The organism is Chroococcidiopsis sp. TS-821, from assembly GCF_002939305.1.
Classification (GTDB): Bacteria; Cyanobacteriota; Cyanobacteriia; order Cyanobacteriales; family Chroococcidiopsidaceae; genus Chroogloeocystis.
This window is the reverse complement of the sequence record NZ_MVDI01000002.1, coordinates 281,372-307,276: the sequence shown is the minus strand read 5'-3', so window position 1 is coordinate 307,276 and position 25,905 is coordinate 281,372. Positions and strand designations below refer to the sequence as shown.

The window sequence follows — 25,905 nt, the reverse complement described above, 5'->3', positions numbered from 1 at the left end:
ATTGTGTAAATTAAGACATTTAACAAGAGATTAAGGTACAGAGAATGTAGAGGCAAAAGGTCGCAAGTAAGAGGTAGGAAGTAAAACCCTCTCAAGTAAAAAAAATTTAGCTGGCGATGCACAAGCCACAAATACAAGGTATCCTTACTCTCATCTCACGTTTTAAGTGTGGTTTCCTTCCGCCTTCCTTCAATTAATCTAAAATTCCCATTTGGAGCAGTGATTGATAGGATCGTAGAGCAGTCATTAGTGTGAGTTTTTATGACTACTCAAATTGACCTTCCTTTAACTGCGATCGCCCGCAAAACTCGTGACTGCGCGCAAACATTGGCAGTTTTATCTACTGAAAAGAAGAATCAGGCGATTGAGGCGATCGCGCAAGCGTTAGAATCGGCGGCGGATGAAATATTAGCGGCGAATGCGGCGGATTGTGCGGCGGCTACACAAGAGGGAATTCCAAAACCTTTGTATCATCGGTTGAAGTTAGATCGGGCAAAGTTGCAAAGTGCGATCGCCGGAGTTCGCGATGTTGGGAAACTTGCCGATCCGGTAGGGGAAGTGCAGATTCACCGTCAGCTTGACGAGGGTTTGATTCTCAAGCGCGTCACTTGCCCTTTGGGCGTGTTGGGAGTGATTTTTGAAGCTCGTCCTGACGCAGCGATTCAAATTTCGGCTTTGGCGATAAAATCAGGCAATGGCGTGATTCTCAAAGGTGGTAAAGAAGCCCTTCGCTCGTGTGAGGCAATTGTGAAAGCGATTCATCTTGGATTATCGCAAACTGCAATTAGTCCTGATGCTGTGCAGCTACTCACTACCCGCGAAGCAACTTTAGAATTACTGCAACTCGATCAATTCGTTGATTTGATTATTCCTAGAGGTTCTAATTCGTTTGTGCGCTTTGTGCAGGAAAATACGCGCATTCCGGTGTTAGGTCATGCGGATGGTATTTGTCATCTTTATGTTGACCGCGCAGCAGATTTAAGTCAAGCAGTGGCAATTACTGTAGACTCGAAAACGCAGTATCCAGCGGCGTGTAACGCGATTGAAACCTTGTTAGTCCATGAAGCGATCGCACCTGCATTTTTAACGCTTGTCGCCCCAGCTTTGCAACAGTACAACGTTGAGTTACGCGGCGATGCTAGAACTCGTGAAATTCTAGACGATATTACACCGGCAACGGAAGCTGATTGGTCAACGGAATACAGCGATTTAATCTTATCGATTAAAGTTGTCGATTCTTTAATAGAGGCGATCGCGCATATTAATGAGTATGGTTCGGGACATACAGATGCGATCGTCACCGAGAATGCAGATGCAGCAGCGACTTTCCTCTCGCAAGTCAACGCGGCTGGCGTGTTTCATAATTGTTCGACGCGCTTTGCCGATGGTTTCCGTTACGGCTTTGGTGCTGAGGTCGGAATTAGTACGCAAAAAATGCCCCCACGCGGACCTGTGGGCTTAGAAGGTTTGGTAACTTACAAATATCAACTTGTGGGGAATGGACACATTGTTGCAACTTACAGCGGTGACAATGCCAAACCGTTTGCGCACAAAGATCTAGACTAAAGCTTTGAGCAATGCTTGAAGTTTGAGTTGAATTTCTGCAACTTCGCGATCGGGATTAGAACCAGCAACGATACCTGCGCCTGCATAAAGTTTAGCGCGATCGCGATCGAGCATGGCTGAACGAATGCCGACAATAAACTCGCTGTTTCCTTGCGCATCTAACCACCCTATAGGCGCAGCGTATAAGCCGCGTTCAAAGGTTTCATAATCTCGAATTTTCGTGCAAGCCGCATCGCGCGAGACACCTGCTACCGCTGGCGTAGGATGTAACGCCGCAACGATTTCTAGCGGGTGAACGTGCGTTGGCAGTTGGGCTTGAATTGGCGTCCACAAGTGCTGAATATTAGTAAGTTGCCGCAGTCGCGGCGGTAAGATTTGCGGTGTAATTTCCAATTGATCCAAGCACTGGGTAATAAAATCACTGACAACGCGATGTTCGTGTCTTTCTTTGGCGCTTGTCAGTAAGCTATTGGCTAGTATGGTATCTTCAGCTAAAGTTTTACCGCGCGGTGCCGATCCTGCGAGGGCGTCAGTGCTTAACTGTTGGTTGTGGATACTAATTAAACGTTCTGGGCTAGCACCAATAAAGTTTTGCCCTTTACCGTTACTGATAGCAAAGATGTAGCATCCTGGATGAATCGTGCGTAAGTTGTCAAGCGATCGCCACAAGTCTATAGGTTTTGCATACGTCACGTCGAGAGGATGCGCTAAAACAATTTTCTGGAAATAACTCGACTCGATTAACTCTAGGCAAGATATAATCGATTTTTTAAAATTCTTAATATTTTGTTCTTTGTTGCAGATGATTGAATTAGTGTTATTGATTGCAGTTAATGTGTGTTTTAAGAAATTTATCGTTCTAATTTTTTGACACCAATTTTGGTATAATTTATCCAAATTTGTTTCAGCATTTATCAAAAAGTTAGCAACTAATGTGCAGCGATCGCGGTGTCGAGAAATTTGCCAGCGAGGTAAAAAAACTGTAGCTGCTGAAAACGGATAATTGCTTTGCGTTATCTCATCAAAAAAGCTAAAGCTACAGAAGAAGTGTGGACTTACAGCATCTTTGGTTGTCCCCGCAGTGATAGTTCGAGCGAGGCTGGAATTAATAAATTGTTGGGCTTGGACGAAGCGATTTGCACCACAAGTTTGTAATTGTATTAGTGCGTCAACTGCGGCGATCGCTTGGTTTTTACTTTTGTTCTCAAAGTAAAAACTCTGTTGATTTGGTTCGGCTATTTGCTGAAGTACGACTAATGGATCGACGCTATCAAGTTCGATTGAAACGCTTACGATCTGCGAATCATTTGCTGCATTTTGTTGACAATAGGAAAGAAATTGGTATAGCTCATTATGGTAAACAAAAGTATGCGGGTGACACGGTAAAACTGGCATGGATGGCGACAAAAGTAAATTTTTTTAAAGTTTTCTTCCTAAGTTGTGATTAATCGTGGTGTATTGCTAGTAACATAACTCATGCTGCGATCGACCACTTTGTTGTCTAATCTAAACACTAGACAGGCGAAGGAGGGCTTTTACCGTGTACTGCTTTTCTAGCAAGGTGTATCATCGCTTCCATTTGATATCTCATTTTATGTTACAGAATAATCGACAATGTTCAAAGCAGTTTTTATAATTTTCTGCGAACGCGGCGAAACTTTTATCTATCACAAAAAAAGTTTACTAAAATAATAGCTTTTGTGCGATTTAGCAGTTTAATCAAACTAACATAATGACTACAAAACTGATAGAATATCCAAATACCAAGTTATGGATGGCAGCAATTAAACCACCAATGTATAGCGTGGCAATTATGCCAATATGGGTAGGAAGTGCGGTCGCATTTGCTGAAACTAAATATTTTCACCCAGCAGTATTTTCGACTTTTATCGCTGCGGCAATATTCATTCTTGCTTGGGAAAATTTGAGTAATGATGTGTTTGATTCAGAAACTGGAATCGATAAAAATAAACCTCATTCGCTCGTTAATTTAACAGGAAATAAATCATTTATATTTTGGCTAGGAAACTTATTTCTAGCGTTAGGATTACTCGGAATTTTAGCAATTGCTTGGTGGCAACAAGATTTAACTGTTGTTGGGATTATCTTACTGTGCTGCGTGTTGGGTTATATGTACCAAGGACCTCCTTTTCGCCTAGGGTATCAAGGTTTAGGTGAAATTATTTGCTTTGTTTGTTTTGGTCCATTGGCAGTCGCAGCAGCATATTATAGCCAAACGCAATCATGGTCACTTACGAGTTTAGCGGCAAGTGTTATTGTGGGAATTGTCACGAGTTTAATTTTATTTTGTTCGCATTTTCATCAGGTAAAAGACGATTTAGCCGCCGGAAAGCGATCGCCAATTGTGCGGATGGGAACGCAGCGCTCTGCACAACTTTTGCCTTGGGTTGGTGGTAGTATTTATGTCATAGTTAGTTTATTTGTCATTCTCGGCGTATTTCCCGTTTGGACGTTACTCAGCTTGCTCAGCTTACCGTTTGCATTCAAGCTATTTCGTCACGTTTGGCAATATCACAATCAACCCGAAAAAGTGAGCAATTGCAAATTCTTAGCCGTAGAAATGCATTTTTGGAGCGGTTTGCTACTTGGTTTAGGGTTTATGCTAGCAGCAGGTTAAGTCATGCTGGTCATTAGTAACTGGTAATTGGTACTGCTATGACTGATTATCCAGTGGAAGCAACTTACCAGTTTGAGTTTCGTCGCTACCAACGACAGTTTCAGTCACCACTTCACACAAGTCACGGTAGTTGGAAAGTGCGTGAGGGAATTATTCTGCGTTTGATAGATGCGATGGGTAAGATAAGCTATGGTGAAATTGCTCCTGTAAGTTGGTTCGGTTCGGAAAGCATCGAACAAGCTTGGAATTTTTGCTGTCAGCTACCACCAAAAGTGACTCAAGGAATGATTGCTACGATTCCCGATACTTTACCCGCGTGTCAATTTGGATTTGAGTCAGCGTTGGAAGTTAGGGATAGGGAATCTTGTTTAACTTATAGTGGGTTGTTACCTGCGGGGGAAGCAGCTTTAGAGACTTGGGGGAAATTGTGGGAAAAAGGTTATCGTACCTTTAAATGGAAAATTGGCGTTGAGGCGATCGCCGAAGAATTAGAAATCTTTGCCAAACTGATGGAATTACCCGTGTCGGCGAAACTACGCTTAGATGCGAATGGGGGATTAAGTTACGATCGGGCGCAGTTGTGGTTGCAGACGTGCGATCGCTTTGCAGAAAATCCCGCAGGATCTGTAGAAGTTGAATATTTAGAACAACCCTTAGCGGTAGAAGAATTTGCAGCGATGTTGGAGTTGAGTCGCTGTTATCAATGCGCGATCGCCTTAGATGAGTCTGTCGCGACATTGAAACAATTACAAGAATGCTACGCCAAAGGTTGGCGGGGGATTTTTATTATCAAGCCTGCGATCGCGGGGTTTCCTTCACGTCTGCGTCGGTTTTGTCGTGAATATCAAATTGACGCGGTTTTTTCCTCTGTGTTTGAAACAGAAATTGGTAAGTCAGCAGCTTTGAAACTTGCAAGGGAATTATCTTCGCCAAATCGGACGGTAGGGTTTGGAGTCGATCATTTGTTTGCACCAGAAGATAGCCAATGGCTAGAAAGGTTATGGAGTACTCACTAGCAGATTTTAAGAACTACACCAAAAATCATTTGCTTTGTGAAAACAGCGATCGCCTACCGCAGTTAATTGAGGAGATTCATTTACAAATAACTCAATCTCCACAAAATTCGAAAATTCTGCTTGCTGAACGCGAACCCGTAAGATTTTTAGCAAGTTTTATCGCCGCATATACGGCTGGTTTTCCTATATTTCTATGTAATCCTGATTGGGGAAACTACGAGTGGCAACAAGTCATTGATTTAGTGCAACCCGACATTATCTTAGCAAGTCATTTAAAAATCCCTGCCACAGTTACGACGAATACCAATTACCGCTGTTCCGCCTGGGAAACCACAGGCGGCGTGCAGCAGCTTCGCCGATTACCTATCCCCAACTCCATCATGATTCCTACTGGTGGTTCGTCAGGCGAAATCAAATTTGCGATCCACACTTGGGAAACGCTTACAGCAGCGGTAACAGGTTTTAGAAAATATTTTCAACTTGAAGAAGTTCATTCGTACTGCGTACTGCCACTGTATCACGTTAGCGGTCTAATGCAATTTATGCGTTCCTTTCTAAGTGGGGGCGATCTCGTTATTCAAAACTTCCAGCAAATGGAACAAGCAATTTATCCGAACTTACAACGTTTTTTTATTTCCCTAGTACCCACACAACTACAACGACTTTTGCAATCGTCACTTAGCGATCGCTTAGCAGAATTTCAAACGGTATTATTAGGTGGTGCGCCAGCTTGGAGTGAATTGTTAACACAAGCCCGAACCCAAAACATCCGTTTAGCACTAACTTACGGAATGACAGAAACCGCTGCGCAGATTGCAACGCTTAAACCTGAGGAATTTCTGCAAGGGAAAACCAACTGTGGGAAAGTTTTACCTCACGCGCAAGTGACCATTTGCAATCAACAGGGTAACATTAAAATTCAAGCCGAATCTTTAGCGCTAGGCTACTATCCGCATATCTTTACCCAACCCGAACTTACCCTAGACGATCTAGGTTATTTCGATAGTCAAGGATATTTAAACATCATTGGGCGTAGCAGCGACAAAATCATTACAGGTGGCGAAAACGTTTATCCCGTCGAAGTTGAAACAGCAATCCGCGATACCCAAATGGTAACGGATATATGCGTCATCGGCATTCCCGATCCTCACTGGGGACAAGCTGTAACAGCGATTTACGTTCCCAAATCAAACACATCCGCAACAACCTTACAAACAACCCTCAAAAGCAAACTCAGCAAATTCAAAATTCCCAAACATTGGATTCCCCTCACCACCTTACCCCGCAACTCCCAAGGTAAAATCAATCGTCAATCTTTACAACAACTCGCTTTAACCTTACTCCAAAAGTAGATATATCTATCCCTGCTATCTGTCCCCCCACTGCTGCAACCATTGTTCCATTTCCACCGATAAACTTTGCCTTTTTCGACTTTCCGCATCAATACAAACGTGTTGAGTCATTGCTTTTGCGACAACCTTTTCCGTCGCCATCACCTCATAAGCAATTGTGAAACAATCTGCTTGTAATTTTTGCGGAATCAAGCGAATCGATAAGGAATCGCCACAAAATAGCGGGCGAAAAAAATCGACACTCGCACGCACAATCGGAAACGCCACCGCAGGATTGCTAAAAAAAACCTTCAGATCGAACCCTGATGTTGCTAGCGACGCTTCGTAAGCTTCATGACACATCGCCAAGACGTTAGCAAAGTAAACAACACCAGCTGCATCGGTATCTTGAAAGCGAACAGTACGGTGATAAGTAAACGCCATTTTAGGAAAAATAATTTGAGGAAGATGAAAACCTGCATTCGCACCTCACAATCGCAGTGTTCGATAAGTAGCTTACCAAACAGCTATACATTGCTTCAGTTCGTCAAGGTCGAGATAATCGGTTGTAAAAGCTTTGCGTAGTAATACTGGTGGGATAAATTCATCGTATTTTTGAATTCTTGGGGCTTCAGCTGCTGCTACTAAATCTTGGGTAGTAATGTGGCGATCGCCTAATGAAGTCATAACATCATAAAGCTGCGTCATCTTTTTGCCTTTAAGTTTAAGAAAGTAGGGATTCATTCCTGTCATGCTTTTTATTTCCAATTCTTCTCTCAAGCAGTAGTTTAAAACTCTTTCTAACGTTCTATAGGCAACTGTGCCCATCCAAGGAAAAAGATAACAAGCATCATCTTCTTGCACAATCTTATCTAAAGCAATTCGTTTTGCAAGTTGTCGTGCTTTTTGCAGGCGATCGCGTGCATTTTTTTGGAGATAACTATACTCTATATCTTCTAATAAAACCTTACGCATTCGTTGCAAAACTTTGGTGTGAATATTACCGCTTCCCCCACGCCAAGCGATGCTAGCGCTTCCCGTAACTTGCTTAACAACAATTGTTTTTCTTTTAAAATCTACATCTAAAACTTCCCAAGTTCTTCCGGCTAAACCGAATTGATCTCCCACAGGTGGTGGAGTTAGAATACTGCCAATTTCTGTAGAATCGGTTTTTACTGTATATTCTTCATTGTCAGGAAATACTGCATAAAACTGAAATTTTGAGATAATTTTTTCGCCAGCTAAACCAATAATTAACTTTCCCGACTCCTGCTGAATATGATCGAGATCGATTAAATAGCGTAGTAGGATTTTGTAGTCGTCTTTTGAGATCGCAGTAAACGGTGGTAAACTAAGAACTTGCTGGGCTAAAGCCGCAGGCGACAATTCTCCTGTTGCTGCTAAAATGCTCATCGTTTGGTGATACAGCAAGCTAAGCGGATATTTCAGGGGTTGTATCGGTTCAATCCAACGTTCTTCGAGATAAAGTTGAATAATGGCAATACACTGCAAAAGTTGCCAAGGAATTTGTGCGGGTAACGATGCTTCAAGCGATAACTCGTCTTCTGCACAAACAAAGCGCATATCCGCAGGTTCGCCGCGTCTTCCAGTACGTCCCAAACGTTGCAAAAAACTTGCTACACTCAATGGTGCTTCTAGCTGAATAACTCGTTCTAATTGTCCAATATCAATTCCTAATTCCAACGTTAATGTTGCGGCTGTCACTGCTAAAGTTGTATCGCGCATCGCCTTTTCAGCCGCTTCTCTTAAAGAAGCCGATATACTTCCGTGATGTACGTGATAAATATCTGGTAATCCTTCTATTTGTGCAAGTTGACGCAAAGAGGCGATAACTGATTCAGTTTGCGAACGATTATTTGCAAATATTAAACATTTACAATGACTTAAATTGAAAATATATTTGTAGTAATGACTACTATCTTGCGCGTTAACGTAAAAATGTTCTACAGCTAATTTAACTTGGCGCTTTTCTGCTGTTATCTGAGGAGTGATGACAATTCTATTTGTACCAGAAGCCAGCCATTTTTCTGCCAAAGAGTAATCGCCCAACGTTGCAGATAAACCAATTCTCCGAGGATAATTGTAAGTAGCATTTTCTAAACGTGCTAACTGACAAAGAATTTGATAGCCGCGTTCAGAACCCATAAAAGCATGAATTTCGTCAATAATGACAAATCGCAAGTCACCAAACAGGCGAGTTAAGTCGTAATTTCTGAGTAACAACCCTTCTAGAGATTCTGGAGTAATTTGGAGAATTCCTTGTGGGTTTTTCAGTAGCTTATTTTTACGACTTTGCGCAACGTCACCATGCCAATGCCAAACCGGAATATCAGCTTCTTTAACTAAATCATTTAACCGTTCAAATTGGTCATTGATTAATGCTTTAATAGGACCTATGTATAATGCGCCAATCGTTGACGATGGTTGTTCGTGCAGTAGAGTTAACACAGGTAAAAATGCTGCTTCGGTTTTTCCCGCAGCCGTACCAGCGGTAATTAATAAGTGAGCGTCAGTATCAAAGATAACTTCGCAGGCAGCAATTTGTACTGAACGTAATTCACTCCAGTTGCGATCGTATATGTATTGCTGGATAAAAGGCGCGAGTTTATGAAATGCATCTGGACTCATAAACTAAATTCCGCAGCGTCGTCAGCATCAACTTTACTAGAAGTTAGGTGTAAATCTGAACCGCGAATCAGTTGCGAAAATGCGATCGCTGGATTTTGGTGGGTAACATTAAGAACACCGATAAAGTCGCGGACGATTTCCCCTGGAGTTAATAACGCTTCTGCACCCAAACGATTTTCGACAGCTTGCACAAAATCTTGAAAATCTTGTTTTTTCAACTTGACTTCATAGCCAAAATTAACAGCATGAACATCAGCTATTCGTTGTAGAAGTGCATAAATTTCTGCTGAATTTAAAGGAGTCAAACGCACCACTGGGCTAAAAGTATCTTGCATACCAGCTTGTTTTACAAAACGGCTTTCTTTAGTGCGTCGTTGCCAAGCAGGGTTTTTAAAAAGTCCGCGATTGGGGTCTTCTAAAAAATTTGGAGTACCACTCACAAAAATTCCTAAAGATTCGGCTCTACCTTGCATCGTATCATTAAAAATTGCCAGGAGTTTATCGTAATTCTTTTCGCGGGCGATCGCATTCGCAATTCGATATAAATGTACAGCTTCGTCGAGAAAGACTAAAAGTCCCTGATAACCAATATCCGCAGTAAATTTAGCAATTAATTTAATATAGTCGTACCAAGTATCATCGTCAATAATTACGCGCACTTCGGCTAATGCCGATCTTGCTTCGGTTTTCGTATTAAATTCACCGCGCAGCCACCGTAAAGCTGCATTTTTTTGATCGTCATTTCCTAATCGATATCCACGCCAATACGCACTGATAACGTTACCAAAATCAAATCCGTGAACTAATCCTTCTATATTTGCAACAACTTCTTGAATGCGAGTTTCTACATAATCGTCAAAGCGATCGTCATGCGGGCGGGTTCCGGTTTCTTTTGCAACTTCTTGTTGAATTTTATTAATCCAACCTTCTAATATAGAAACTAATGCACCGCCTTCAGGGCGATTTTTAATTGCCATATTTCGCATCAATTCGCGATAAGTTGCTAATCCTTCTTGATTTGTTCCTGCTAGTCGCTTTTCAGACGATAAATCAGCATCAGCTACGACAAATCCTTGTTCCATTGCTTGATTGCGCAGCAGTTGCAACATAAAACTTTTCCCTGAACCGTAGTTTCCCACAATAAAGCGAAATGCAGCACCTCCTTGTGCAACATCTTCCAAATTCTGCAAAAGACTTTTGATTTCTTTCTCTCTACCCACCGCTACGTTGTCGATTCCGATTCTCGGTACAACGCCAGCACTCAAAGAGTTAATAATAGCACTCGCAACTCGTTTACTGATTTTTTTGGACATTTAATTTAAATCTCTATAGTTAGCTACCCATTATACCTTCATATACCTGAATGACTTGTTTCACATTTTCGCGGTAATCTTCGATAATTTCTACTTGCTTTGAGTCAAAATTGATGATGCGATCGCCAATAGTATTAATAGCGCGTTCATTAATATTATCAATTAACAGCGCAGGCATTGTTAATTTCGATTCGGCAACTTCTTTAATAAATTGGTTTGGGTTATTTTGCTCTAAAATAACTTTTAAAATTTGAATTTGATACCCAGGAAGCTGTTCCATAAACTCATTCCACTCTGGTGCCAGTTCGGGGGACAGATCAACTTCTATGTCTGGTGTTTCTAAGCTATCAATTAATTCGAGAAAGGGAAATTCTGTATCTTCCTGATGATTGTCGCTTACCGGTTCGGCGATTAAAGCTTCTATCTGTTGGTGAAACTCTAAAATTTGGCTTTGGAGTTGATTTCGTTCTTCTTGTAAAGCAAGTAATTCAGTTTGTTGTTGCTCTTTTTGAAGTTGTAACGCTTCTAGAATCGCGCGTACTTCTTCTTTCTCCGTTTTGAGGGAGTTAAGCTTTTCTTGAAGCTCTTTCTTATGGTGTTCGAGTTTTTCAACTTGGTTTTGAATGATGTAAGTTTTAAGTTCTATTTGTCGCTTTTGTTCTTTAAAAGTTTGTAAGTCAGCTTCTAACTCAGACTTTTGGTGCGTGAATTTTATTTGTTCTATTTGTATTTTTTTAACTATTTGATTATACTGAGAATTTAAACTTTCTAACTGAGATAATAAAGTTGATTTTTGCTGATGTAAGTTAGAAATTTCTTGTTCTAAAGCTTCTTTAGAGCGTGTTTTTGTAGTAAAATCTTCTTCTAATACTTTCTTTTCTGCAAACAGCGTTGCTTTTTCTTGCTCAAGTTCGCGGAGACTCGTTTTTAAAATCTCTAATTCTTTTTCTAAATCGTCTTTATATTGATGCCTAACTTCAAACTGACTGCGTAGTTGATGGCACTCGGTTTGTAGATAATTAATGCTATTTTCTAGTTCTTGTTTTTTTAAGTTTGCATTCGAGAGAATGCGATTCATGTTAACTTCTTGAGTTTCTAGTTCGTGAATTTTCTGGCGTTGAGATGCTAAGACGAGTAGTTCGCGATGTTTTTGACGCCGATCGACAACAATTGCAGCTGCGTAGGTAGCAGGGAGAGTGATTAAACCTGTAAGTAACGCCCGATTTGCGTTTCTGTTCGCCAGGAAGCTGATTCCAAAGCTGACACCAAAGGCAACTGCACCTAATACAATTCGATTGTTAACCATAGCGCGATCGCTTATCTTAATGGTTATAAAACTGCATCCAGATTAACAGTTAGGTTTGAGAAGAACCAAAAACTGCTAATTCGGCTTTAAGAAAATCAACAAACTGTCGTGCGGTACGTCCCGATCGTCCATTATGCCGCGTTGCCCATTGCAATGCACGATATTCTAAATCTTCTGGCGAAAGAGAAATTCCTGCTTGCGCGGCGAGATGACGCACAATACTTAGATATGTCTTCTGATCTGCGGGTTCAAAAGTCAAAGTCAAACCGAAGCGATCGCTAAACGACAGCTTTTCTTGCATAGTATCCCACACGTGAACTTCTTCACGATCTCTCGCCTGTGGTCGATCGTCAAAAAATTCTCGAATCAAGTGGCGTCGATTAGAGGTAGCATAAACTACAACATTTTGCGATCGCGCAGTTAAATTACCTTCTAAAACAACTTTTAAAGCTTTAAACGCGTCATCGTCTTCTTCAAACGAAAGATCGTCAACAAAGATAATGAATTTCTGGGGAACACTACGCAATTTTTCAACAATTTCCGGTAGATCTTTTAAATCTGACTTAGCCACTTCAATTAAGCGCAAGTTGCGGTCTTGATAGTGATTTAACAACGCTTTTACCAACGATGACTTACCTGAACCGCGACTACCGTAAAGCAGTACGTGTAAGGCAGAATATCCAGATAAAAGAAACTCGGTATTTTTGAGCAAAGTTTCTTTTTGCAGTTCATAACCTACAAGTTGATTGAGTTGAATCGAATCTGGATGTGCAATAGCAACAAATTCTCCAGCTTGCCAACGTAAAGCACGATTTACAAATAAACCTGTGCCAAATCTACGGTAATAAGCAGCTAAATCTGATACAAGACTTGCCCAATTTTCTGTTTGGTGGAAAGGAATTTCGTACGTTTCTTGCGCTTGAGTATCCCATACCGCAAGTGGTGTTTGTAATCCTGTGACAACTTGTACCCACTGACTCAAAGTCTCGCCACCGCATTGATAAAGACTCTGTAACGCTTGTAAGTCTTGTTTTGCAGCCGTTAAGAGAACTGGCGGTAAGGCGTCTGTTCGCTGAACTTGTTGCGAGAAGGGGTTATCGTCTTGCAGAATTTGCGCGATGAGGTAGTCTTGCCAACTTTGGTTACTTGCTGCTAAAACCTTGAAGTAGTTGCCATACGCTTGCAAACAACTGATTCGATCTCCACCGTTGCTGAGTGTTTGTAATAAATGTAAAAAAGCTTGACCAACTTCGTTATGCAGTACAGATTGATATAGTAGCAACGATGCTGCTTGACATCTTAAAGTTTGTATTGAGCTACTGATGTGATTATCCATGAATTCTTATAGCAATTTACCTCCGTTATGGTAAATTGTCTGCTGATAGTTAAATAATTTGTGTAGAAAACAGCTTACTATGAAAGCGTTTCAAACATTGATATAAATAACGCACTTGGAATCAGATCTTAGAAATGAATGTAGCTATTATTGCAGCGATCGCCTACGGAATTATTGCCATCATTGGCGGTATTATTGGTTACACGCAAGCTCGAAGTACGGCATCTTTAATTTCGGGAATCATTAGCGGTTTATTGCTGATAGCTGGGGGAGTTTTTTATCTACAAGGACAAGCTTGGGGATTCCTTTTAGCGTTAGTTGTTACGGCTATTTTAGTAGTTGTATTTACAATTCGATTCGTAAAAACACGTAAATTTATGCCAGCAGGGTTAATGCTGACATTGGGGGTTCTGACGCTAGTCATTATGGTAAGTCAATTAGGAGCGATCGCCTAAAGACTGATTACACTTCGGGTTCTACTCCTAATGCTCTTAATTGTGCTGCTAAGCGCTCCGCTTTTAGACGTTCTTGTTCAGCTTTCTGGCGTTCTTGTTCAGCTTGTTGAGTAGCTTGTTCCGCTTTTAGACGTTCTTGTTCAGCTTGTTGAGTGGCTTGTTCCGCTTTTGCTTGCGCTGCTTCTTCGGGTAATAAGACTAAATTGCCAGAACTATCAAAAAAACGCAACCAGGGTGCGGTTTCTCGCTCGATTGTTCCCTCCCAAATACCTAACCAAAAGCCCAAAGTTGCACACCACAGCCATCCGCGTTCGTTTGCTTCTAACGGTTGATAGCGGTGACTAGCATCTAATTGCCATCCTTGTAGCGAACTCGGATTAAAAGGATCGTACACGAAATAATTTGGCGTTCTAAACGTGCGTTCGTAAATCTCTTTCTTTGTTACCTTATCTACTTCCGCTGTTGACGGCGACATCAACTCGACGATCGCATCTGGATATCGCCCGTCTTCTTCCCACACTACCCAACCTTGACGCGATTTCGTGCCATCAACATCTAAAACAACAAAAAAATCTGGTCCGCGAAAGTCGCGATTGCGTGCTTGAGTACTGCTATAGTAAATGAACATATTACCGCCTGCAAAAAAGTCATTGCGGTCCGACCAAGCTTGTTCTAGCGATCGAATCAAGACATTTATGGCAATACGGTGGCGATTGCTTTCCAAGGGTTCACCATCATCGAATATCAAATCAGTGGGTGGCATCGGCGGTTCCCAATCCCACCCCACATCTTGGGAGATTGTCTTTTCTTCCGTAGACGACATCGTAAAACTCTCCCTCGCTAAATTGGCATTGTTAGTACATTTATATTACATGATGAGCATTGAGGAAGGCGATTTTAAGCAAAAAGTAACCACTCACTAGCCACTCAACTGAAAAAGTATTATTCCCGCAAAATTCCAATTCCCGCTTTCTGCTCGATATAATCTGCTAAGTTAATAAAATCTTCACGCGGATAACATCTTCCACCAATTAAGTTAAACGCTAATTCACTACGGGGATTGTCTGGACTTTCTAATATATGAATACCCCAGTAATAAAGAAGATCGCTTGCACGAATACACACTTCCTCAGGGTCGATACAGTGAAACTTATCGTCTATTTTACTCGTTTCTTTATAAACATCTGCGTAAGATCTTTTCAAAATCTGCAAACGTCTGTATCCAGGGTCTTTAAAGTTATTGACTAATACGAATAAATGTGCATTTTTATTAATTTTACGTATATCTTTTACCGTTTCTTGAATAACTTTTCCATGCTTATTAATACCCAAAGGATTTAAAGTTGTAGGAATAATACAATAATCAAATTTTGCTACCAACTCGGAATGATTTCTTTCCATTGCTGGCGAACAATCAAAAATCACAATCTTGGCATCGCGTGCCGCATCTTCATCCCAATCTTCACCTTTAAATACTTCAATAGTTGTTCCTATTCCTTTAGGATTAGGAACATAAACACCATCCCCGACAAGCTTCTGTAAATTTTCTTCAGGATCTAAATCGACAAGTGCAACGTTGAAACCTTGTAACGCAAATGCACCTGCTAAATGTGCTGCAACTGTTGTTTTACCTACTCCACCTTTGCATGTAAACACACCGAAATAGATTTTGCCAGGCTTGGGGGGTTCATGTGGTGGCGTTACTTCAACATCACCATTTATGAAGTTAAAACTACTATCAGTTGCAACACCACAACGGATCTTACTATCTTTGCCCCAAGATTTAATTAAAGCACGCGCTGGACCGCCGAAACCTTTTGTTGTGAGAAAAATCCCAGCATTAAACTTCTTACCTTCAGGCGAATCTAGATAATCAGCAAACTTTGATATTTGTGTTGATGTTGCATTATTTTTTAGCCATTTGACTTGTACAGCTGCAACACAATGATTCTTTTTAAGAACTAAATCGTATCCAGGTTGATTAGGTTTAGCAGTTTCTACAATCCAACCATGTTTGTGAAAAATTTTAGCAACGTGTTGCTCAAAATGAGTAAAGTCCTGTGTGAAGTTATGTTCTAATATTGCAGGCATAGTTAGAAATTTTAAAGAATATCAAGTTCAGTATATTTTGGGATAAAGCACTCCATAATTGGAGCTTCATTAGTATTTAAAAGCTATGCTAGCACCACAACTATAGTGAATATACGGAAGTGATGATGAAGAATCGATGAAACTTGATGAAGAAAATGCGAATTTAAAAAATGACTTCACAATTATGGAACAAATGCCATCACCGCAGCTGGCGAACCTGAACCATTTTGTAGGCGTAAAATCCCAATTACTAGCGTAGTTCCACGTACGGGTAATTGATCGAGATTTGTTAAATTTTCCAAGACAATTCTTGGTTTTTCCAACACTAAGCGATTTGTTGCAAATGTGGTATCTTGTCCAGGATCGACACCGTGCGTATCAATTCCTACTCCTGCAATTTGTCGTTGTAGTAAAAACTGCGTCGCCTCGCGGCTAAATCCTGGAAAATGAAGATTACCTGCTGCATCAGCATTGAGAAACGCAACTCGATCCCACCACTTGTTTTGCCAGCCTGTGTACAGTAACACCACGCATCCAGCATCAATTTCACCGTGTTGTTGCTCCCAATTTAGAATATCAGCAACGCTCAACGCGTAGTCAGGATTTGCTGCTTGCGCTTGGATATCCAACACAACCGCAGGGACAACTAACAAATCCGCAGGATATTGATCGATTCCTATTCCATCAGCGTAAAAACTTTTAGGCGCGTTGATATGCGTTGCAGTATGTTCGCCGAAAGCAAAACGTCGGAGGTAATAACCATCTTGATGCAACTCGGCAACAGTTTCAAATTCGACAGGCGGATCGCCTAGCCATTGAGGAATATGAGGGTGAATTACGTGACTGAGATGAATGACTTGTGAATAGGAGATGGTTTGAGTTGGTTTTGAGTGATATCGCGGTGGGGAAGTTAATTGCTTTAAAGTTGCTTTCATAATTGCGGGAGTTTGTCCCGAAACTGTGTATACGATCGCTTCGCGATAAACTCGTTGTGCTGGATGCGCAGTATCATTAGCACTACCACTCGAAACTGTTACTGCGGCGCATGCAATGCGTACTGCTAAATCAATCGCCCAGGCGCGAAGTTGTACTTTTTGTGTAAATGTGGAATGTTGTGCTTGCGCGATCGCCTCTCGACATTCACTCAATTCTCGTTCTAACGCCGCAAAAGCTTCATCAATAAAAGCTAAAGATTTCGTTTGTGCTGTTGCTTTGACAATATCCAACCCCGCCATTGCGCATCCTATAGCTAATGGAGTTGCGCGCAGCACATTTTTGATATCGTTATCATGAATCCACCCCGCAGGTTTTATAAAAACAACGCGATCGCTTGGTAAAAAGAACTGAGTAAGAGTCGCGCTAACTGTATTTGTCGACCGCATCGCGGCGAGTTGCATTGGAGGGCTAAAACGAATAACGCCACCTGTAGCTTGTTGCGTCTCAACAAAAGGGACAATCCCAAAAACAGCACCACCATCAGGTAAAGTTGCAGCAACGATAAATTCAGCAAACAAGTTCCAACCAGTTACCCAAGGAACAACACCATCGATTTGATAGCCTCCGGTGACAGGTATCGCGATTATGGAATCTTTTAGCCGTCGAATATGTGAAAAGCCAACACCGAGTAAAACGTCTCCGTTACCCATGCGTGGAAGATACGCTTGCTGTAGCGCCAAATTACTGCTTTGCATCAACATCCCCGCAGCGCTTTGGTGTTGTGTTTGCAAAAAAGCTAATGCACCAGAATACCTAGCTACCAATTCTTGAAAACTGGCAAAATCTCGGTCGCTAATACCAACTCCACCCCATTGTTGCGGTACTCGTAGAGCAAGTAAACCGAGATTACCTAATCCCTTAAGAGCTTTCAGTAATATATCGGAGTTTGTGTCGATTTCGTTAGCGAAGGGTGCAACTTCTGCGAGTAGATAAGATTTAGCGGTGTCTAAGATCATTGGTAACAGGTAATGGGTAACTGTATCTGCATCAGATTTGTGTCTGACTTGCTAGTGTAGGATTACGCCAGATTAGAGTTTTTTGAGTGTTGTCGATCGTGATTTACCAAAACCACATCACTTTATCAACGCAAACGCACGGGGATATGCATGATATTACCGATCAGGTTAACTCGATTGTGAAAAAGTCGGGAATCAAAACCGGAATGGCGCACGTATTTAATGTGGGTAGTACTGCCGCGATTGGTACGATTGAATTTGAACCAGGATTGCAGCGTGACTTACCCGAACTGCTTGATAAACTCATTCCACCGAGTCGCGAATACGGACACGAGCAAATGTGGCATGATGGCAACGGACACTCGCATCTGCAAGCTACATGGCTAGGTCCATCGTTAACAGTACCTGTGCAAAATGGCAAGCTTGAGTTAGGTACTTGGCAACAAATCTTTCATCTAGAATGTGACATCAAACCACGCCAGCGGAAAGTCGTCGTTACGATTTATGGGGAGTGAACAGTGGCTAGCGATTAGCAAATCAATTTAATAAAAGTATGTAGCAAGAAATATTATGGCAGTAGAATACGATCTGGTTGTGATTGGCGGTGGTTCGGGTGGTTTAGTCGTTGCGGGAGTCGCTGCTGCACTCAAAGCCAAAGTTGCTTTAGTTGAACGCGATCGCTTGGGTGGTGATTGTTTGTGGTATGGTTGCGTTCCGAGTAAATCTTTAATTCACGCATCTCGCGTTGCTTACGAAGTTAAACACGCCGCGCGGTTTGGAATTCACTGTCACGATCGCAAAATCGATTTTGCCAAAGCCATTGGACACGTGCAAAGTGCGATCGCAGCGATTGAACCGCATGATTCACCCCAGCGATTTGCAGCTTTGGGTGCTGAAGTGATTTTTGGGAATGGGGAATTTGTCGATTCACGCACCTTTGTCGTTAACAATCGTCGCTTAACAGCTAGAAGATTTGTAATTGCGACAGGTTCGCGCCCTGCAATTCCTGCAATTCCAGGATTACAAGCAGCAGGGTACATTACGAATGAAGAAGTTTTTGAAATTACGGATCGTCCCGACACTTTAGGTATTATTGGCGGTGGACCAATCGGGTGTGAATTAGGGCAAGCTTTTGCACGGCTAGGTTCTCAAGTTACGATTATTGGCAGTAGCGATCGCCTTTTACCCAAAGAAGATCCCGAAGCCGCCGCTGTAGTTCAGCAGCAACTCATTTCCGAAGGAATTCGCGTTTTGACAAAAACACGAGTGGAACGTGTCGAAGTTGTCAATGGTAAAAAGTACTTAATTACTAACAATGAAAAGATTGCCGTCGATCGAATTCTGGTTGCGACGGGGCGCGATCCCAATGTGGAATCGTTAAATTTAGCAGCCGCCGGTGTTGAACTGCAACAAAGCCCGAAAAAAGGAATTCGCGTCAACGCCAAACTGCAAACAACCAACCCGCGAATTTATGCTTGCGGTGATGTGATTGGTGGTTATCAATTTACTCATGTTGCCGGTCATGAAGCAAATGCGATTATCCGAAATGCCTTGTTCTTGCCAATACTCAAAGTTGATTATCGCGTCATTCCCTGGGCGACATTTACCGATCCTGAACTCGCGCGCGTTGGTTTAACTGAAGCCGAAGCGCGACAGCGGTATGGCGATCGTATCGATGTGATTAAACAAGAATATGCAGATGTAGACCGCGCCCAAGCGGAAGCCGCAACGCAAGGCTTTGCTAAAATCATCACGAAACGCAACGGCGAAATTCTCGGCGCGCATATTGTAGGTGCAGCCGCAGGCGAATTAATTCATGAAATTGTTTTAGCAATGTCACATAATCTGAAAATTTCTGCCTTAGGAGGGATTCATATTTATCCCACGCTTGCAGAAGTCGTCAGTAAAGCCGCTTTTGCTCGAACACAAGAGAAATACGAAAAAAATTACGCGCTACAAAGCATCTTAGAAAAAATGTTTCGCTTACTGCGATCGCTCGGTTAATTCCAAGTTAACGTCTACAATTATTACTGATAAATAATGAAACAAGCGCGACTCATTTCGATGAAATAGTTGCAATGAAATAGAAGCTACCTGCTGTTTTACAGGTAACTACTTGACTAACTCAACAACTTGCTCATTAGTCAGAGTTAAAATTGGCATTGTTCACTTCCATCGGGTCATTTAATTACTTTTTATTGTAAGAACAGGTAGGTGGAAAAATCAGTTTAAATTTAGTAGAGAGCATTCGAGTACAGTAACACTGTGCATGCACCTTGGTACTACTTCAGGTTTTGCTAAGCTGGAAGCGCTACCAAACGAGGAGTGAATACAAGCTATATGCACTGGCTGTTATCTGGATCTTTGAGTGTAGAGAAATTAACAGTTGCGATCGCCGATCTTCCTTCCTCCTTACAGGGGACAAAGCTGGTGCAACTATCGGATCTGCATTACGATGGCTTGCGACTGTCCGAAGAAATGTTAGCGCAAGCGATCGCCGCCAGCAACGAAGCTGAACCGGATCTCATTGTTCTCACAGGCGATTATGTCACCGACGATCCTACGCCGATTCACCAACTGATACTGCGACTCAAACACCTGCAAAGTCGTGCGGGAATTTGTGCGGTACTCGGAAACCACGATATATATTACCCCGAATCGCAAGCCGAAATTACCAAAGCGCTGACTAGCATTGATATTAACGTCCTGTGGAATCAAATCGCGTATCCTTTAGGGAAAGGATTACCGATTGTCGGACTTGCTGATTACTGGTCAAAAGAGTTTAAAGTCAAACCTGTGATGCGTCAACTCGACCAAAACATACCGCGCATCGTTCTATCACACAATCCTGATACTGCCCAAGTCTTAAAAAAATGGCGTGTTGATTTGCAGCTATCCGGTCATACGCATGGCGGTCAGTTTACCATTCCTGGTATGGGACCTGCGATATCTATCTACAAAGATTTTCGGCGTAGCCTTCCCAAAGAAATGCGGCGATGGGTACCATTTATGCAAAAAGAATGCGCTAAAGTTGTCCGACATTGGGAATGGGCGCAAGGCTATCATCGTGTTGGTGAAAATCAGTTGTATGTCAATCGCGGCTTGGGAACGTACCTTCCTGGGCGCTTTTTTTGTCCTCCAGAAGTGACTGTGATTACATTAGTAACTAGTGGCTAGTGATGAAAAATTCACTAAGCGCTCATTAACTAAATTATGGCAGTCTATTAATGCAAAGTTAGTCAGTTCTTAACAATAGAGTGAGATATTGTTAATGCTGCGATCGCAGGCTTTATGCTTTCATTCCACTTTAAGAATTGAAAGCCGAATTAAATAATCAGGACTAGCGCAGTTGCTACACCCCATCTCCTGAAATTGAAAGTCTTTACCTATGTCTTTCGATGCGGATTGTTTGTCAAACTGCATTACGTCTAGTCCCGTTTTGCTGTGCGCTTAATTATGGTAAGGAGGGGAGTCGAACGATGCTGCAACTCCAAGGTTTTGCTAAGTTGCCCGCAGATACTTTTGCCGAAGGACCGCCATCAGGGCAATATAATGATGATGGTTCGCTCAAAGCTGAACCGCGATTTCCTGGACAACCTGTTCAAGGTTTTAGTGCAGTTCAATTTGCTGACGAAAATTCTTTCTGGTTTCTTTCAGATAATGGCTTTGGTGCTAAGTTAAATAGTCAAGATTATCTCCTACGTATCTACCGCATTGAGCCAAACTTTCGCGGATTAGAAAATAAAGACGGTAGCGTAGATGTATTGAACTTTATCCAGCTTGCCGACCCTGATAATAAAATACCCTTTCCTATCAAGAATGAGAACACTAATGCCCGCCTTTTAACTGGTTTTGATTTTGATGTAGAGTCGTTTGTCGTTGCGGCTGATGGAACGCTGTGGGTAGGCGAAGAGTTTGGACCTTATTTATTACATTTCGATCGAACAGGTAAACTTTTAGACGCACCAATTCCCACACCAGACTTTAACGGTGATTTTGTGCGATCGCCGGACAACCCTGATGTGTTAGCAGGTAATGCAACGGCAAATTTAAATCGTTCTAGAGGCTACGAAGGCTTAGCAATTACTCCTGATAAAACAAAGCTATACGCTTTACTCGAAGGAAGCGTAGCAGGCGATCCAGAAGATGCATTGCGAATTTATGAATTCGATTTAGCAGCGAAAGAATTTACTGGTATCAAAGGCTATTACCGCAAAGAAAATCCTGACTACGCAATTGGGGATTTTGCCGTTATCAACGAAAACGAATACTTAGTCATTGAGCGCGACAATTTAAGTGGAGACGCAGCGCAATTTAAGAAGATTTATAAGGTTGATTTGTCACAGCAAGATGCGAATGGTTATGTTGCCAAACAAGAAATTGGCGATCTGCTAAACATTCGCGATCCTCAAGATCTCAATACTGACTCTAGCACAACATTTACCTTTCCCTTCGTCACAATCGAGAACGTCTTAGTAATCGACGAAAATACAATTCTTGTCGCTAACGATAATAATTACCCTGCAACAGGCGGGCGTTCGGATACCGAATCCGATCATAACGAGATTATTGTGTTGCGGTTAGAACAACCTCTAAACCTCGATCCGCGTGTTGGGATCGGTGCGATCGCAGGTAGTAACCTCCGCTTTGGTACTCCCAACGACGATGAACTATTCGCGACACGCAACGATACCTTATTCGGTGGTGCGGGTGACGATACTCTAGATGCTACCGCAGGTCAAGGTGGAAATCGTTTGTATGGCGACAGCGGTAACGATGAATTACTAGCAGGTATCCGCGATCGCTTGTTTGGCGGTGATGGTAATGATATGCTCGATGCTTCCCAAGGGCGTGGCGATAATCGTCTGTACGGTGGTGCGGGTAACGATACTTTGTTTGCAGGTAGCGGCGATCGCTTATTCGGTGGCGATGGTGACGACGTATTATTTGCAGGCGCTGGTGATAACATCCTTACAGGTGGTGATGGTCAAGATCAATTTTGGATTGTCGCTGGAGAAACTCCCACATCCCCAAATACGATTCGCGACTTTCAATCGGATGTTGATGTTATTGGTTTAGGCGCGGGTTTAGCTTTTGTCGATTTGGCGATCGCCCAAACAGGAAGTGATACAACAATTAGTCTCAAGGATGGCACATTAGCTATTCTTGAAGGAGTTGATGCGGGTACGATTTCTATTTCCGATTTTGTGAGTACTGCACCCCGTCCTCTGATTATCGGTCATCGCGGCGCCAGCGGTTTGCGTCCAGAACACACGTTAGCTGCATACGAGTTAGCCATCGATCAAGGCGCTGATTATATCGAACCGGATATCGTTTCAACTAAAGATGGTGTATTAGTCGCGCGTCACGAAAACGAAATTTCTGGAACGACAGATGTCGCAGACCGCCCCGAATTTGCCGATCGCAAAACAACAAAAATCATCGACGGGGAAGAAATCACCGGTTGGTTTACCGAAGACTTTACCTTAGCTGAACTCAAGACTCTCCGCGCTAAAGAACGTTTACCCGAACTCCGCAGCACGGAATATGATGGTTTGTACGAAGTTCCTACCTTGCAAGAAATTATCGATCTTGCACAGCGCAAAAGCGCCGAGGTTGGGCGTACAATTGGTATCTATCCTGAAACGAAGCACCCGACTTACTTTGATAGCATTGGGCTATCACTCGAAGAACCTTTAGTCGAGATTCTTGATGCGAATGGCTATAGCGATCGCGACGATCCTGTGTTCATCCAATCGTTTGAAACCGCTAATCTCAAACAACTTGATGAATTAACAAATGTTCCTTTAATTCAGCTACTTGGCGACAGCGGACAACCGTATGACTTTACCGTAAGTGGCGATCCGCGCACTTATCTCGATTTAACAACTCCTGATGAATTGACAAATATCGCAACTTATGCAGATGGTATTGGTCCTTCTAAGCGGTTGATTGTTCCAGTTGATGAAGCAGGAAGATTGCAATCTCCCACATCACTTATCAATGACGCCCATGCAGCAGGATTACTCGTTCACGCTTATACTTTCCGCGATGAAGACGTTTTCTTAGCTCCCGATTATCAAGGTAATCCAGAGTTAGAATACGAGCAATTCTTTAGCTTGGGGTTAGATGGTTTATTTACCGACTTTCCTGGAACTGGTTTTGAAGTCGCGCAGCGTCTTTATCCTTTGACTGCGGCTGATCCTTTACTTGGTGTAGGTTTGTTATCAGCATAAACGTTGATTTTATCGACACTGATAAAGTGGCAAAGTGGCTATTACTCTTTGTCACTCTGTTATTATTTATACTTTTTGTAACGAGGCAGCGATCGCTATTTCTGCTAAAATCGCGATTAATTAGCAAATATTTGAGTTTTGTAGACAAAGCACAAAGATTTTCTTAACACCTCCCTGCCACTAAGTGACCAGATTCAGGCAAGCCCTTCAACTTTACTCCTCATAACCTGTGTCGCTGCATCTTGCATCTTGGGAAATGAGCACTAGATTCATCTTTGCTATAGAGCAATGACCTATTATCATTGTCAAAAAACTTTTCTCTAGCAAGAGCCTTCTTATTGAATCACACATGAAAACTCATGAACCAAACTCGATCTTAAACAGTGTTTCAAATTTAAAACCTAAAATTCAAAATAGTGTAACGCAGTTTACAGTAGGGGCAGGGGGATAAAAAGATGCAGCGATCGCGTTCAGTTCGAGAAGGTTCTGTAGGATTATTGTTACTTCTAGGAGTCGGGTTATTTGTTGGGTTAGTTCTCTGGCTACGGGGAGTCACGCTTGGTAGACGCAGCTACAGCGCTGTTATTGAGTTTGCCAACGTTGGTGGAATGCAAGAAGGCGGCGTTGTCCGCTATCGCGGTGTCAATGTCGGTAGTATCGCTGCGATTCGTCCTGGTCCTAATGGCGTAGAAGTAAATGTCGAAATCGCGCCAGCCAACTTAATTATTCCGCGTGATGTCCAAATTGCTGCTAACCAATCAGGATTAATCAGTGAAGTGAGTATCGATATTACACCCCAGACATCGTTACCTCCAAATGTAGTGACGGCGCTACCACTCGATCCGAACTGCGATCGCACGTTGATTGTTTGTAATGGCGCGCGTTTACAAGGTGAAATTGGCATTAGCCTCGATCAATTGATTTCTGCGACTACGCGTTTTACAACAGCTTATAGCGATCCTAACTTCGTCAATACGGTGAATGAAGCAACAAAAAACGCCTCGCAAGCAGCCGCCGGAGTAGCCCAACTGACGCGCGAACTTTCTAGCCTGACACGCGCTACGCAACAACAAATTGGTAGCCTATCAGCAACGGCTAACTCAGTACAACGCGCCGCCGATGAAATTACCGCTTCCACAACCCAAACAGCAGCGCAGTTTGGTGCAACTGCGGATCAAATTCGGTTAACGACGGTGCAAGTCAATCGCCTTGTCAACAATCTTGATAATTTAGTCACGACAAACCGCACAACGCTTGTGCGAGTGTTAGAAAATATCGATCAAAGCAGCGAACAATTACGCTTAACGGTTGGGGCGCTTTCACCGACAGTGAATCGCTTCACTCAAGGAGAATTAATTCAAAACTTGGAAGCATTATCCGCTAATGCTGCACAAGCATCCGCAAATTTGCGCGATATTTCTAATGCGTTAAATACTCCCACCAACCTTGTCGTACTACAACAAACGCTAGATTCGGCGCGAGTCACATTTGAGAATGCGCAAAAAATCACATCAGATCTCGACGAACTCACCGGCGATCCTGCATTTCGCGAAAACGTGCGGCGACTGATTAATGGCTTGAGTGGCTTAGTCTCTTCTACCGATCAATTACAGCAGCAAATCGAAGTCGCACAAACTTTAGATTCTGTATCTGCTACAGTCAAAAGCGCAAAACTCGAAACTTCTGAAGCATCCGCTCGCGGTGAAGATGTTGCGGTTGATAGTTCAACGATCGCCACTTTACAAAGTCTCGAAGATTTACTAGAACGCTCAGCGGATGCAGCAAAAACAGCAGGTACGCAAGCCTTACCTCACCCCCAAAATTTTGATGTCCGCGAAAGTTCACTCAAGCTATTTCCGCAGTAGTTGATTAGTGTTAACAAAAATGGTCAGTGAAAGTGAAGGGTGAGTAGTAACTAGACACTAATCACTTATAACAAGGTAACGATACCGATATTCTGATTATTTAGCTGGAGATGATTTAACAAGTGCGATCGCTCCTTAAGGTCAAACGATA

Annotated in this window: 19 protein-coding genes and 1 pseudogene; 11 read left to right on the top strand and 9 right to left on the bottom strand. The window is 42.4% G+C overall.

Annotation, left to right across the window (positions count from 1 at the left end):
- Nucleotides 1-261: 261 nt before the first annotated feature.
- Complete coding sequence (locus B1A85_RS08960) at nt 262-1,566, top strand: glutamate-5-semialdehyde dehydrogenase (RefSeq protein WP_104546563.1); 1,305 nt, start codon at nt 262-264, stop codon at nt 1,564-1,566.
- Here the strand turns inward: B1A85_RS08960 and B1A85_RS08955 are convergent.
- Nucleotides 1,558-2,961 (bottom strand): isochorismate synthase MenF, encoded by a 1,404-nt coding sequence (locus B1A85_RS08955; RefSeq protein ID WP_104546562.1) that lies wholly within the window; start codon nt 2,959-2,961, stop codon nt 1,558-1,560. The genes B1A85_RS08960 and B1A85_RS08955 overlap by 9 nt on opposite strands.
- A 337-nt stretch (nt 2,962-3,298) precedes the next feature.
- Here B1A85_RS08955 and menA point away from each other — a divergent pair, with 337 nt between their 5' ends.
- Genes menA through B1A85_RS08940 form a run of 3 tightly spaced genes read left to right on the top strand, consistent with a single transcriptional unit; the run spans nt 3,299 to nt 6,572 of the window.
- Nucleotides 3,299-4,204: a 2-carboxy-1,4-naphthoquinone phytyltransferase gene (menA, locus tag B1A85_RS08950; RefSeq protein WP_104546561.1), complete on the top strand. Its 906-nt coding sequence runs from the start codon at nt 3,299-3,301 to the stop codon at nt 4,202-4,204.
- A 38-nt stretch (nt 4,205-4,242) separates the two neighbouring features.
- Nucleotides 4,243-5,220: an o-succinylbenzoate synthase gene (locus B1A85_RS08945; RefSeq protein ID WP_104546560.1), complete on the top strand. Its 978-nt coding sequence runs from the start codon at nt 4,243-4,245 to the stop codon at nt 5,218-5,220.
- Entirely contained in the window at nt 5,190-6,572 is a 1,383-nt protein-coding gene (locus B1A85_RS08940; protein ID WP_246841380.1) for a 2-succinylbenzoate--CoA ligase, read from the top strand. Before B1A85_RS08945 ends, B1A85_RS08940 begins: the two co-directional genes overlap by 31 nt.
- Before the next feature lie 15 nt (nt 6,573-6,587).
- On the opposite strand, the gene B1A85_RS08935 is transcribed toward B1A85_RS08940, so the two are convergent.
- The 5 genes from B1A85_RS08935 to B1A85_RS08915 all read right to left on the bottom strand — a co-directional run bounded on the left by B1A85_RS08935 (nt 6,588) and on the right by B1A85_RS08915 (nt 13,155).
- On the bottom strand, nt 6,588-6,995 hold the full coding sequence (locus B1A85_RS08935; RefSeq protein WP_104546558.1) for a thioesterase family protein: 408 nt from the start codon (nt 6,993-6,995) through the stop codon (nt 6,588-6,590).
- Between the two features lie 72 nt (nt 6,996-7,067).
- Nucleotides 7,068-9,200 carry a DEAD/DEAH box helicase gene (locus B1A85_RS08930; RefSeq protein WP_104546557.1) on the bottom strand — a complete coding sequence of 711 codons (2,133 nt, stop codon included), beginning with the start codon at nt 9,198-9,200 and terminating at the stop codon, nt 7,068-7,070.
- Nucleotides 9,197-10,513, bottom strand: coding sequence for an ATP-binding protein (locus tag B1A85_RS08925; RefSeq protein WP_104546556.1), 1,317 nt, complete (start codon nt 10,511-10,513; stop codon nt 9,197-9,199). Before B1A85_RS08925 ends, B1A85_RS08930 begins: the two co-directional genes overlap by 4 nt.
- A gap of 19 nt (nt 10,514-10,532) precedes the next feature.
- Nucleotides 10,533-11,819 (bottom strand): tellurite resistance TerB C-terminal domain-containing protein, encoded by a 1,287-nt coding sequence (locus B1A85_RS08920; protein WP_104546555.1) that lies wholly within the window; start codon nt 11,817-11,819, stop codon nt 10,533-10,535.
- Nucleotides 11,820-11,868: 49 nt separating this feature from the next.
- Complete coding sequence (locus B1A85_RS08915) at nt 11,869-13,155, bottom strand: ATP-binding protein (protein WP_104546554.1); 1,287 nt, start codon at nt 13,153-13,155, stop codon at nt 11,869-11,871.
- A 134-nt stretch (nt 13,156-13,289) separates the two neighbouring features.
- Here B1A85_RS08915 and B1A85_RS08910 point away from each other — a divergent pair, with 134 nt between their 5' ends.
- On the top strand, nt 13,290-13,610 hold the full coding sequence (locus B1A85_RS08910) for a TMEM14 family protein (RefSeq protein ID WP_104546553.1): 321 nt from the start codon (nt 13,290-13,292) through the stop codon (nt 13,608-13,610).
- A 7-nt stretch (nt 13,611-13,617) separates the two neighbouring features.
- On the opposite strand, the gene B1A85_RS08905 is transcribed toward B1A85_RS08910, so the two are convergent.
- The 3 genes from B1A85_RS08905 to B1A85_RS08895 all read right to left on the bottom strand — a co-directional run bounded on the left by B1A85_RS08905 (nt 13,618) and on the right by B1A85_RS08895 (nt 17,653).
- Nucleotides 13,618-14,433, bottom strand: coding sequence for a Uma2 family endonuclease (locus B1A85_RS08905; protein ID WP_104546552.1), 816 nt, complete (start codon nt 14,431-14,433; stop codon nt 13,618-13,620).
- 119 nt (nt 14,434-14,552) lie between these two features.
- Nucleotides 14,553-15,701, bottom strand: a complete 1,149-nt coding sequence (locus tag B1A85_RS08900; RefSeq protein ID WP_104546551.1) for an AAA family ATPase — start codon at nt 15,699-15,701, stop codon at nt 14,553-14,555.
- Nucleotides 15,702-15,883: 182 nt separating this feature from the next.
- Nucleotides 15,884-17,653: a cyclase family protein gene (locus tag B1A85_RS08895; RefSeq protein ID WP_104546550.1), complete on the bottom strand. Its 1,770-nt coding sequence runs from the start codon at nt 17,651-17,653 to the stop codon at nt 15,884-15,886.
- Nucleotides 17,654-17,751: 98 nt separating this feature from the next.
- Between B1A85_RS08895 and B1A85_RS08890 the strand changes: the two genes are divergently transcribed.
- The 6 genes and pseudogenes from B1A85_RS08890 (at nt 17,752) to B1A85_RS08870 (ending at nt 25,754) form a co-directional block, all read left to right on the top strand.
- The gene (locus B1A85_RS08890) at nt 17,752-18,168 is read left to right on the top strand and encodes a secondary thiamine-phosphate synthase enzyme YjbQ (protein WP_104546837.1); all 417 of its coding nucleotides are present in this window, start codon (nt 17,752-17,754) and stop codon (nt 18,166-18,168) included.
- 55 nt (nt 18,169-18,223) lie between these two features.
- The gene (locus tag B1A85_RS08885) at nt 18,224-19,657 is read left to right on the top strand and encodes an NAD(P)/FAD-dependent oxidoreductase (protein WP_104546549.1); all 1,434 of its coding nucleotides are present in this window, start codon (nt 18,224-18,226) and stop codon (nt 19,655-19,657) included.
- 336 nt (nt 19,658-19,993) lie between these two features.
- Nucleotides 19,994-20,830: a metallophosphoesterase gene (locus B1A85_RS08880; RefSeq protein ID WP_104546548.1), complete on the top strand. Its 837-nt coding sequence runs from the start codon at nt 19,994-19,996 to the stop codon at nt 20,828-20,830.
- A 221-nt stretch (nt 20,831-21,051) separates the two neighbouring features.
- Nucleotides 21,052-22,638: pseudogene (locus B1A85_RS26065) on the top strand (esterase-like activity of phytase family protein); the annotation flags it as partial.
- Nucleotides 22,639-22,842: 204 nt separating this feature from the next.
- Nucleotides 22,843-23,889 carry a glycerophosphodiester phosphodiesterase gene (locus B1A85_RS26060; RefSeq protein ID WP_371681649.1) on the top strand — a complete coding sequence of 349 codons (1,047 nt, stop codon included), beginning with the start codon at nt 22,843-22,845 and terminating at the stop codon, nt 23,887-23,889.
- 455 nt (nt 23,890-24,344) lie between these two features.
- Nucleotides 24,345-25,754, top strand: coding sequence for an MlaD family protein (locus B1A85_RS08870; protein ID WP_104546546.1), 1,410 nt, complete (start codon nt 24,345-24,347; stop codon nt 25,752-25,754).
- The last annotated feature ends 151 nt before the right edge of the window (nt 25,755-25,905 follow it).

Coding starts and splice junctions, on each gene's coding strand:
- B1A85_RS08960 (WP_104546563.1), top strand. CDS start 262: ATGACTACTCAAATTGACCTTCCTTTAACTGCGATCGCCCGCAAAACT.
- B1A85_RS08955 (WP_104546562.1), bottom strand. CDS start 2,961: ATGCCAGTTTTACCGTGTCACCCGCATACTTTTGTTTACCATAATGAG.
- menA (WP_104546561.1), top strand. CDS start 3,299: ATGACTACAAAACTGATAGAATATCCAAATACCAAGTTATGGATGGCA.
- B1A85_RS08945 (WP_104546560.1), top strand. CDS start 4,243: ATGACTGATTATCCAGTGGAAGCAACTTACCAGTTTGAGTTTCGTCGC.
- B1A85_RS08940 (WP_246841380.1), top strand. CDS start 5,190: ATGGCTAGAAAGGTTATGGAGTACTCACTAGCAGATTTTAAGAACTAC.
- B1A85_RS08935 (WP_104546558.1), bottom strand. CDS start 6,995: ATGGCGTTTACTTATCACCGTACTGTTCGCTTTCAAGATACCGATGCA.
- B1A85_RS08930 (WP_104546557.1), bottom strand. CDS start 9,200: ATGAGTCCAGATGCATTTCATAAACTCGCGCCTTTTATCCAGCAATAC.
- B1A85_RS08925 (WP_104546556.1), bottom strand. CDS start 10,513: ATGTCCAAAAAAATCAGTAAACGAGTTGCGAGTGCTATTATTAACTCT.
- B1A85_RS08920 (WP_104546555.1), bottom strand. CDS start 11,819: ATGGTTAACAATCGAATTGTATTAGGTGCAGTTGCCTTTGGTGTCAGC.
- B1A85_RS08915 (WP_104546554.1), bottom strand. CDS start 13,155: ATGGATAATCACATCAGTAGCTCAATACAAACTTTAAGATGTCAAGCA.
- B1A85_RS08910 (WP_104546553.1), top strand. CDS start 13,290: ATGAATGTAGCTATTATTGCAGCGATCGCCTACGGAATTATTGCCATC.
- B1A85_RS08905 (WP_104546552.1), bottom strand. CDS start 14,433: ATGTCGTCTACGGAAGAAAAGACAATCTCCCAAGATGTGGGGTGGGAT.
- B1A85_RS08900 (WP_104546551.1), bottom strand. CDS start 15,701: ATGCCTGCAATATTAGAACATAACTTCACACAGGACTTTACTCATTTT.
- B1A85_RS08895 (WP_104546550.1), bottom strand. CDS start 17,653: ATGATCTTAGACACCGCTAAATCTTATCTACTCGCAGAAGTTGCACCC.
- B1A85_RS08885 (WP_104546549.1), top strand. CDS start 18,224: ATGGCAGTAGAATACGATCTGGTTGTGATTGGCGGTGGTTCGGGTGGT.
- B1A85_RS08880 (WP_104546548.1), top strand. CDS start 19,994: ATGCACTGGCTGTTATCTGGATCTTTGAGTGTAGAGAAATTAACAGTT.
- B1A85_RS08870 (WP_104546546.1), top strand. CDS start 24,345: ATGCAGCGATCGCGTTCAGTTCGAGAAGGTTCTGTAGGATTATTGTTA.